Below are 9,566 nucleotides of genomic sequence, written 5' to 3' on the forward strand. Positions count from 1 at the left end.
ACACGGAGAAAGGGAGACGCGGTGACGCGGGGATGGGAGACAGGGGAGAGGGGGAAGACAAGGAGGACAAGGGAGAGGGGATTTAGCGTCGTTACTGACCTATTGTCAATAGCCAATTGTTCATTGACTCCTGCCTTGCCTTCTAAAGACCCTTACCCTAAATGATGGTTATTCAACCAGACTCACTCTTGTGCGCGGAGGGATGGGGGCGGCGCAACGCCACCCATCGGGGGGATTGGGGGGAGACCCCCCAAATCCGGGTTTTGCCAAAATCTTAGGGCATTGACCGGTCAAACCAATGGAGTACGAACCATTGAGAAAGCCAATCCAACCTTAAAACTTTACAGCGTCAGAGACTGAGGATTCGTTTCAATTAACGCCGCCAAATCCTTCAGGAATCCCGCCGCATCGGCACCGTAGATAATCCGGTGGTCGCTGGTGATATTCACCTGCATCTGCCGCCGAACGCCGAGCATTCCATCCTCGTTCGCCACCACCTGGGGACGGGAGGCACCGATAGCCAAAATCGAACCCTGACCCGGTGGTAAAATCGCATCGAAGCGATCGACCCCGAACATTCCCAAATTCGACAGGGTAAACGTGCCACTGTTATATTCGTCGGGCTGCAACTGCTTGGAACGGGCACGGGCCACTAAATCCTTCCAAGTCCGAGACAGGGAGTAAATATCCATTTGGTCGGCTTGCTTCAACACCGGGGTAATCAAACCGCCATCGGGCATCGCCACCGCCACGGCAATATTGATGCTGCTGGGGTAGTTAATTCCATTGTCCACATAGCTGGCATTCACCAACGGGTGCTTCTGGAGGGTCATCGCCACGGCTTTAGCCAGGATTGCCGTCATCGTCACGCCCTTGGACTTAATTTGCTTGTAGAGTGCGTCCAGGTTATCGGTGGTGATGGTGTAGCCGACGCGGAACACTGGCACTTGCAAGCTGGCAACCATATTCCGCACCACCGCTTGTTGGAAGGTGTTCATCGCGGCGACCTGACCGGGCTGTACCGGGGCGGGCGGTGCGGGAGGCGGGGCAACGGCAGTGGTAACCGGTGCAGCGGTGGGGGCGGGAATAACGGCGGCTGTGGGCTTGGCGGGGGCGGGCTGACCGGCAGCAGCACTCACATCCTCAGCCACGATCCGACCGTAGGGGCCGCTGCCTTTGAGGGTACTTAGCTCGACTTTCAGTTGTTTGGCCAGTTTGCGGGCGCGGGGAGAGGCGATGATGCGATCGCTGCTGGGAGTTTGGGTTTGCCCGTTCTGGGAAGGTTCTGGGGCGGCGGCGACGGGTTCCGGTGGGGCAGCCGTGGTGGCAGTTGAGGCGGCAGCGGCAGCTTGTTCCTTGGCCGTTTCGATTTCTGCTTCCGTTTCAGCCAGCAGGGCAATGGTTCCGCCGACAGGGGCAATATCACCTTCATCCACAACGATTGTTGCCAGGTAGCCTTCGTAGAAGGATTCTACGTCCATATCGGCTTTATCGGATTCGACAACGACCACGGTTTCCCCTTTTTCCACCTTATCCCCCGGTGATTTCGTCCAAGAGGTGATTTTTCCCTCGGTCATGGTGGAACTTAGGGCTGGCATAAAGATTTCGCGGATCATAGGGTGACTTCTCGCCTAGACAACAAACTAACGTAGCTGTGGAGCCAACGCTCGATTGTATCATGGCGCGCGGTCGGAGGGGATGCGCCAGTGCGAGTTCGGTTAAATCTCGATCGCTTCGGAAGCTTCGGGGGCTTCGGGGGCAGGGGGAGAAAGACCCCGGTAAGGTTCAAGAATAGCTGTATTTCGCTGACACGGGGACATCCGATCGAGCCACAAGGGATAAGGGACTTGCCAAAAAATAAGAGACCAGCTTGCCAACGACTTGCTGTAGGGGTTAACGGCCGCATTCCCCCTACGATGGGTATATTATTTTCCCGCAGATCCCTAAGTCGCAAGGTTTTGCGAATAGCCGAATCCTCAGATCTGACGGCTTACCGCGATCGAACTCCTCTTCAATTACCGCTGAAATTTCTGACCGAGGTAATATTGCCGTACCAAGGGATTGTCGTAAAGTTCTTCGGGACTACCCGAGGCCAAGATTTCCCCGTCTCGCATAATGTAGGCGCGATCGGTAATTTCAAGGGTTTCGCGGACGTTGTGATCGGTAATTAAAATGCCCATCCCCCGATCGCGCAATTTGGCAACAAACTGCTGAATTTCCGCTACGACGATGGGGTCGATGCCCGAAAACGGTTCGTCGAGGAGTAAAAATAGCGGTTCTCCCCGCCCCACCACCAAAGAACGTGCCAACTCCGCCCGTCGTCGTTCTCCCCCGGAAACCTGAGTGCCTAACGTCAATGCCACTTTTTCGAGGTGAAATTCCCCCAAGAGTTCCTGGAGGCGTTTCCCTCTTTGGCGGTAAGGGACTCCCGTTTGTTCGAGAACCAGCAACAGGTTCTCGCGAATGCTGAGGTTGCGAAAGATACTCGGATCTTGTGCCAGATACCCAATCCCCATATGCGATCGCTTGTGCATCGGCAAATGGGTGATTTCTTTCTCGTTGAGCCAAACTCGTCCGCGATCGGGTTTTACCAAACCGGTGACAATACTAAACGTCGTCGTTTTCCCGGCACCGTTAGGCCCGAGCAATCCCACCACCTCACCTTGGGAAACGGATAAGTTGACGCGATTGACAACCGCTCGCTTGTTATAAGATTTATGGACGTTCTCCAGGTAAATTCTCACCACTCACTCCAAATACACCCACGGCAAACCATTCGTTGCCGTTCGATCGATGCCAACAAAATGAGGGCAACATTAAGGTTGAACCGGAGGCAGGGCGGGAGGAGAAGGTTTCGGCGCTTCTGTACCTTCGGGAATCAAATAAATTGATTCGACTTGGCGATTGGGTTTCGGTTGCGCCACGAACAGCCCTCGATCGATTTGGTAGACGATGGTTTCGCCGCGAATGCTATTCCCCTCTTGCAAAATGTAAACGTTTCCCGTAAGGACGAGGCGACGTTCGTTACTGAAATACTGCGCTTGATCGGAGGTCGCTTGCAGGTCTCGGGCGGGATAGTTGATTTGCACGTTTCCCCGCGCCGTGACGATTCCAGTCCTCGCGTCGGCTTCTTGAATATCGGCAATCACTTCGAGTGCGCTTCCCGAACTCACTTGAGATTGAGTGGGGGTTGCCAGTGCCGCGACGACTGCTACCGGTAAAAGGGCGATCGATCCAAAACGCCGTGCCAGCCAGTTAGAAAATCGATCTGGGGACATCATAATGGGTTGCCAAACAAGAGGGATAACAGTTTAAAGGATATGTCATATATCCTATCAAATAAATTCGAATTTCGTTGCCCTCCCAGATGCCTTTTTACATTTAGCTAACTCATCAGAGTTCTGCTTTTTTTGATTGCGAACTTCAAGACTTCGATCTTGAATAACCCACCGATATCCATGGCTCGTATTTTTTCTACAATCAAATCCCAGCCTCTCTTATATTTTTTCGATTTTCGGTAATGTTCGGGAACTTTTTTCCTGAATATACTGTCCATCTTCTAAACCAAACTGACTGGCTAAATCGGCAACATTTTCTTCTCCCGCCTGTTGCAAAATACTCAGCATCTCTACGCTGCGATCGACTAACCGATCTACATAAATCCCCCCATACTCCGGTTCGTACTTTCGCAATCGCCGAATGCCCTCCCCCAACAACATGAGCGTTCCTTTCCAGTTATGATTGCTCAGGTGATAGCAAGCGACGGCAATTTGCAAAACCCCTTGATAAAATGTTTTTTGGGGGTCGCAAGATTCGAGCCAAATTGCTTCTAAAGTATCGTGACAGGCATAGAACTGATGTTGGTTAAATTCTTCAACTCCTTGCCAAAACGCATCGGGCAAGAATTCTGTAGATTCCGATCGATCGGTCATAGAGATTACCAGGATAATTGTTCAAACGAACGAGATATGCAACTAGATGCCTCAAAATCCTCAACAGAGGACAGGGAATCTTGAACTCAGTCGGTTCAACTCAATGGGAAACTCCAGAAAAAGTTGGATGTGGCGTAATGATTCGATCGCGAATGCCAACGGACAGCATAAAATTGAGTTGAAATCGATCGCGATGACTGAATTGAAGAAATTGTAACCTGTTAAGAACCCGCTTCTGTCAGTCCCCAGTCTCAAGCCCTAGCCTACACCCGCGATTGAAGTTGGGTCTGCAACGGACGTTCGCCATCGACAATTATCCCAGGAAAATTATAATTCCTTGGGGTCTGGGAACGGGAGGTATTCTTCGGGAGTTGCCACAGCAGCCAGCGACTTCCAGAAGGTAACGTGCCAATGGTATCGAGATTTTGCGTCAGCCAAATCGAGGGGGCGCTCGGAACGCTGGCGGTGGCATCGGTTTCGCCGCAAGAGACCCCAGCCAAGGCTTCGAGTACCACTTGATGTCCTTGCAGCAACCCCGTCGTCGCACTCCAAAACCGAACGTTCAGCTGGCGCTGACTGGCATAAAAATAGAGAGATGCTGCCGCGATCGCCGCTTCCTCGAAGTTATCCGCTTCCCAACTCGTCGTATTGTCGAGGGCGACGACAACATCCCAGCCACTGGTAAAGACTTCCAATTCCCGCACCCGCAAATCCCCGTAACGGGCGCTGGTTCGCCAGTGAATCAACCGAATGGGGTCTCCCGAACGATAGGGACGTAATGCCCGCGTTAAGCCTTCTGTCGCCATTTGTGACTGGCGATCGCGATCTTGAGACGATCGATGGTGTTCGGTGCCGATTTCATCGATGAGGGGACAGCGACTCAGGGGTAAAACCTGCGGATAGACGATCGCTTTGGTGGGCACTTGGCGGTGGCGGCGACACCAAAACAACCCCAGGGGGGCAGCGGTTCGCAACTGCACTTCCTCCCAATGGTAAACTCCCCGCTTGGCGGCAGGTTGGTAGTACGTCCACTTGTGCTTGCCATGGCTAGGAATCATTTCGATGGTTTCGGCCGTCGGTTCGCCTAATTTCAAGGGGAGGATATCCCGCACTTGCAGCAGGGTTTTCGGTTGGGGGTGGGGATTGGCAATTTCTAACTCCAGGGTGAGTTCGTCTCCAGCGCTGATGGGGGCGACGGGACGACGGTGGATTTCGAGCTGACGCAGCGATCGCGGGGGTAACACGATCGCCACGCCAATCAGGGCAAAACTCGCCCCACTAATCACGTACAGCCACCCCGCCATGGTGTTGGTCGCCGCCCCAAAAAAGAAAATCGACAGAAACAGCAGCAAACCCCCGGCATAGGCGGGTTTAACCCAATGGGTTTCTAGCCAGTTTTCGAGTTGATGCCTCAGTCGATGCCCCAATTTCACGATCGCGCCTCATTTGATACTGCTCGTTTTTTTCACTCTAACCTTTCAATGTATTGACTCTCGTCGCGAGGGCGATCGCATTCCGTTTTGAAGGCACTTTTTTTTTCTCGTTATTGAGAATAGAGTCATTTAAATGACGAATTTACAGGGGTTTCGCGCTATGGTAATCTTGATTTTATGGCGTAGCCATATGTATTTGTAGTACAAAAAACAATATTAATCCCAAACCTTAAAAATTAAGACTAAAACAAGGACTCGAAGAGGGACGAGAGGAAGAAAAACTTGCCATCGCCCGAAACTTACTCGATCGACTTGATGATGAAACCATCGCTCGAACGACGGGGTTGAGCATCGATCGGGTTCGAGAATTGCGTGAGGATGTTCGATCGAGCGATACATAGCACGGACGCGCTCTTTGGCGATCGGGCAGAGTCTCGGTATAGCGAGATCGACGCTCAGAACCGATATGATCGGTAAAGAAATATTTCTTTACCTTTGGCGATCGAATGCTCGTTTCCCCCACTGCTCTGACCAAACTCAAACAGATTGCCACCGACAAACTCCTATTCGGGCGCGAACCCACCCCGGAACTGGTTGCCATTATGCTGGTGTACTTCGTGCAAGGCATTTTGGGGTTGGCGCGTTTAGCCGTTAGCTTTTTCCTCAAAGACGATTTGGGGCTAACTCCGGCGCAAGTGTCGGCAATGATGGGAATTGTTGCCTTGCCGTGGATCGTTAAGCCGCTATTGGGTTTTATTTCCGACGGTTTGCCAATTTTAGGCTATCGTCGCCGTCCCTATTTGATTCTCTCGGGGATTCTGGGGGCAGCATCCTGGATTGCTCTCGGTTCTGTGGTTCGCACCGCTTGGATGGCGACTGCTGCGATCGCCCTGAGTTCTCTATCGGTGGCAGTGAGCGATGTCATCGTAGACTCGTTGGTGGTAGAACGGGCGCAAAAAGAATCCCAAGCCGATGCCGGGTCTCTTCAATCTTTGTGCTGGGGAACCTCTGCGTTTGGGGGCTTGCTGACGGCTTATTTGAGCGGTTTTCTCCTGGAACATTTCAGCAACCAAACGGTCTTTCTAATTACCGCATCTTTCCCCTTACTAATTTCTGCAACAGCGTGGGCGATCGCAGAAGAACCCGTTCGAGAGCGATCGAATTTCGGCGCCGTTACCCATCAAATCCGGCAACTCAAAGCAGCCATTTCCCAAAAATCCATCTGGCTGCCGACGGCATTTATCTTCATTTGGCAAGCCACGCCAACGGCAGATTCGGCCTTTTTCTTCTTCACTACCAATGAATTAGGATTTCCGCCAGAGTTCTTAGGGCGAGTGCGCCTGGTAACCAGTATCGCTGCGTTGGTTGGCGTGTTTCTATTTCAGCGTTTCTTCAAAACCGTTCCCTTTCGCACCATTTTCGCCGGGTCTACGGTTCTCTCGGCAATCTTGGGAATGACGACGTTGCTGCTGGTGACTCATGCCAATCGGGCGATCGGAATTGACGATCGCTGGTTCAGTTTGGGTGATAGCCTAGTGCTAACGGTGATGGGACAAATTGCCTTTATGCCGGTTCTCGTCCTGGCGGCACGTCTGTGTCCGAAGGGGGTAGAGGCGACGCTGTTTGCCTTGCTGATGTCGGTGACGAATTTAGCTGGGGTAGTTTCCCACGAATTTGGGGCGCTACTGATGCATTGGATGGCGATTACGCCGACGAATTTCGAGAATCTCTGGCTGCTGGTTCTGATTACCAACCTCACTACCCTCGCACCGCTACCGTTTCTGGGTTGGCTTCCCAATGGCAGCCCCGAAATTGAGGAATCGGAGTCTGTTGGGGTTCGGGCCGTTTCCGAATCCGAACCCACTGTCGTTTAGGGAGATGGGGAGACGCGGGGACGGGGGGACTCGGGGACGCGGCGACACGGAGAAGGAAATCGGGTGTGGGGTGTTAGGCTTTCGATCTCCATCACGATCGATTGTCAATTGTCTAATTCACTTTCCCTCTGCTCCTGAAGCGCCCCAAGTTTTTAAAACGATAACTATCGAAATCATGTCCGATCCCACATCTTCACCGGCAAAATTACTGCTAGAACCGGGAACGCTTTGGAAACAAATACGCGATCGCAGCCAGCATGGTCTTCGTTGCGGTGCCCTGCAACCCATTGCCACGGAATACGAGTTTGTGGAAGAGGAGGGGATTCGGTTTTTGGTGCGAATTTTGGCCAATCTCGATCGCAAAGCTAAAGCCAAAAAAGAACAGAACCAAAAAACCGCAGCCTCGGGTAAAGAGTTCAATCCGTTTTTACCCTATGACGAGGATTTATTCGTTGCCGATATTTCCGATACCCACGTCGGACTGTTAAATAAATTTAACGTCGTTGACCATCACCTACTGATTGTTACCCGCGCTTTTGAGGAACAGGATACCTGGCTGACGCGATCGGATTTTGTCGCCATGCACGCTTGTTTGGCGCAAGTGGAGGGTTTGGCATTTTATAATGGCGGAACCCTAGCCGGAGCGAGTCAGCGCCACAAGCACCTGCAACTGATTCCCTTGCCGATGATGCCCGACGAACCGCCAATTCCCATTGCGGATGCGATCGCCGACGCTCAGTTTGAGGGGTCTGTGGGGAGAGTGCCGGCGTTTAAGTTCGTCCATGGTGTTGGAAAACTCGATCGGGCGATCGCATCTCCCGAAGCCGCAGCAGAGGCAACCCTCAAGTGCTATCGTACTCTCTTAGAAGCGGTGGGATCGGACACAACTCAAGAGCGACCTCCGCAAGCCTACAACTTTTTAGCCACACGGGATTGGATGCTCGTCGTTCCCCGCACTGCGGAATGTTTCGAGTCGATTTCGATTAATTCCCTGGGGTTTGCCGGTGCGCTATTGGTGCGAAATCGGGAAGATTTGCAACGATTGAAAGCGATCGGTCCGATGGGGGTTTTAGAGCGGGTGGGTTTATCGCCGGTTTCGTGAAAATCGAGCATAACTCAGGAAGGGCGGGCAGTGATGAAGTGTAAGCGTTCAATTCCCGCCCGAATAACTGCTCGCCCTCCAATCTCGAGAGTTACATTGAAAGTTACATTGAAATGGCTTTTCGATAGCAATCGAGAGCTTCAGCATCCCGACCTTGGCGCAACATCACATCTCCAAGAGCACGATTTACCCAAGGGCTATCTGGCTTGAGTTCGTTGGCTTTTTGATAGCAACCGATCGCATCATCATATGCACCCTTTTGCTGGTAGGCATCACCTAAGCCTTTATAAGCTCCTATCAAATTTGGGTTCGAGCCTAAAGCCTGTTGGTAGTTCGAGATCGCTTCATCGAGCTGACCTTGTTCGAGTGTGACAGCTCCTAACTTAGAGTAGAGGTGGGCGCGAGCTTCGGGTTGGACATCTTCCGGTTGAGCACTCAAAGCTTGTTGGTAAAAAGTTGCAGCCTCCGCTAACTGACCCTGCTTTTGCAGAAGATTACCCAATTTCATGTAAACACTGGGCGACATATTTGGCTTGAGTTCGATCGCCTTGCGATATGCTTCAACAGTTTCTTGCCGCTCGTCTTGTACGCTCAGGGCATTTGCGAAAGCGATATAAACTCCAGCAGGCTGTTCGGGTTGAAGTTCGATCGCTTTTTTGTAAGCGGCGATCGCCCCTTCGATTTCCCCAAGCTCTTGACGTGCTTTAGCAAGTCTCAAGTATGTTCTTGCGTTATCCGGTCGATGGGCGATAATTTGCTGAGCATAGCTCGCCACTCGATCCCATTCTTCTTGGGTTTCATAGATTATTGCAAGTTGAAATAGAGCAGGTACGTAATTAGGTACAGACTCAATTACTTCTAAGTAAATAGGGAGCGCTTCTTCGATCCGACCTTCTTCTTTCAGCTTATTTGCCGGCTCGCACTTTTCTTTTGCTAAAGAACTTTCAGAAGATAATATTGGCATCGTTCAGTTACCTCATTGAGTATTTTCTATATATCTCATAGTTTATAGAAGTAATTTAAAAAATCATCTTTTAAATATATTTCTTGATGAATTTTATCACGGCTATTTATCTTAAATATTTAAAATATTTAAGGAGAAAAAATATTATTTTTCAAAAATAATTACAATAGTTTAAATTTCTCTTTTAGAAAGTACTTAAAACCAGTTCAATCTTTGATCTATTTGATCTTCAAGTCTGTTATTATGGACATCAAAAAAAGA

The 9,566-nt window shown here is 51.0% G+C and carries 8 protein-coding genes and 1 pseudogene; 3 read left to right on the forward strand and 6 right to left on the reverse strand.

Annotated features, from left to right (window positions below; translation table 11 throughout):
• Positions 1 to 341: 341 nt before the first annotated feature.
• From AC2215_RS19650 to AC2215_RS19670, 5 genes are all read right to left on the reverse strand, one after another.
• A complete protein-coding gene (locus tag AC2215_RS19650) occupies positions 342 to 1,616 on the reverse strand; it encodes a dihydrolipoamide acetyltransferase family protein (protein WP_486811702.1) in 1,275 nt (424 codons plus the stop codon).
• A 399-nt stretch (positions 1,617 to 2,015) separates the two neighbouring features.
• Complete coding sequence (gene lptB / locus AC2215_RS19655; protein ID WP_486811703.1) at positions 2,016 to 2,744, reverse strand: LPS export ABC transporter ATP-binding protein; 729 nt, start codon at positions 2,742 to 2,744, stop codon at positions 2,016 to 2,018.
• 72 nt (positions 2,745 to 2,816) lie between these two features.
• Positions 2,817 to 3,281 carry an LptA/OstA family protein gene (locus AC2215_RS19660; RefSeq protein ID WP_486811704.1) on the reverse strand — a complete coding sequence of 155 codons (465 nt, stop codon included), beginning with the start codon at positions 3,279 to 3,281 and terminating at the stop codon, positions 2,817 to 2,819.
• A 216-nt stretch (positions 3,282 to 3,497) separates the two neighbouring features.
• Entirely contained in the window at positions 3,498 to 3,932 is a 435-nt protein-coding gene (locus AC2215_RS19665) for a DUF309 domain-containing protein (RefSeq protein WP_486811705.1), read from the reverse strand.
• A 263-nt stretch (positions 3,933 to 4,195) separates the two neighbouring features.
• Complete coding sequence (locus tag AC2215_RS19670; RefSeq protein WP_486811706.1) at positions 4,196 to 5,365, reverse strand: DUF58 domain-containing protein; 1,170 nt, start codon at positions 5,363 to 5,365, stop codon at positions 4,196 to 4,198.
• Between the two features lie 257 nt (positions 5,366 to 5,622).
• On the opposite strand from AC2215_RS19670, the pseudogene AC2215_RS19675 reads away from it, so the two are divergent.
• From AC2215_RS19675 to AC2215_RS19685, 3 genes and pseudogenes are all read left to right on the forward strand, one after another.
• Positions 5,623 to 5,766: pseudogene (locus AC2215_RS19675) on the forward strand (Rpn family recombination-promoting nuclease/putative transposase); the annotation flags it as partial.
• A gap of 105 nt (positions 5,767 to 5,871) precedes the next feature.
• Positions 5,872 to 7,239, forward strand: a complete 1,368-nt coding sequence (locus AC2215_RS19680; RefSeq protein WP_486811707.1) for a folate/biopterin family MFS transporter — start codon at positions 5,872 to 5,874, stop codon at positions 7,237 to 7,239.
• A gap of 175 nt (positions 7,240 to 7,414) precedes the next feature.
• A complete protein-coding gene (locus tag AC2215_RS19685; protein WP_486811708.1) occupies positions 7,415 to 8,341 on the forward strand; it encodes an ATP adenylyltransferase family protein in 927 nt (308 codons plus the stop codon).
• A 103-nt stretch (positions 8,342 to 8,444) separates the two neighbouring features.
• Here the strand turns inward: AC2215_RS19685 and AC2215_RS19690 are convergent, their stop codons facing one another.
• Positions 8,445 to 9,305, reverse strand: coding sequence for a tetratricopeptide repeat protein (locus AC2215_RS19690; RefSeq protein WP_486811709.1), 861 nt, complete (start codon positions 9,303 to 9,305; stop codon positions 8,445 to 8,447).
• Positions 9,306 to 9,566 lie beyond the last annotated feature (261 nt).

Source organism: Zarconia sp. (assembly GCF_057467645.1).

Coding starts and splice junctions, on each gene's coding strand:
- AC2215_RS19680 (WP_486811707.1), top strand. CDS start 5,872: ATGCTCGTTTCCCCCACTGCTCTGACCAAACTCAAACAGATTGCCACC.
- AC2215_RS19685 (WP_486811708.1), top strand. CDS start 7,415: ATGTCCGATCCCACATCTTCACCGGCAAAATTACTGCTAGAACCGGGA.
- AC2215_RS19650 (WP_486811702.1), bottom strand. CDS start 1,616: ATGATCCGCGAAATCTTTATGCCAGCCCTAAGTTCCACCATGACCGAG.
- AC2215_RS19660 (WP_486811704.1), bottom strand. CDS start 3,281: ATGATGTCCCCAGATCGATTTTCTAACTGGCTGGCACGGCGTTTTGGA.
- AC2215_RS19690 (WP_486811709.1), bottom strand. CDS start 9,305: ATGCCAATATTATCTTCTGAAAGTTCTTTAGCAAAAGAAAAGTGCGAG.
- AC2215_RS19665 (WP_486811705.1), bottom strand. CDS start 3,932: ATGACCGATCGATCGGAATCTACAGAATTCTTGCCCGATGCGTTTTGG.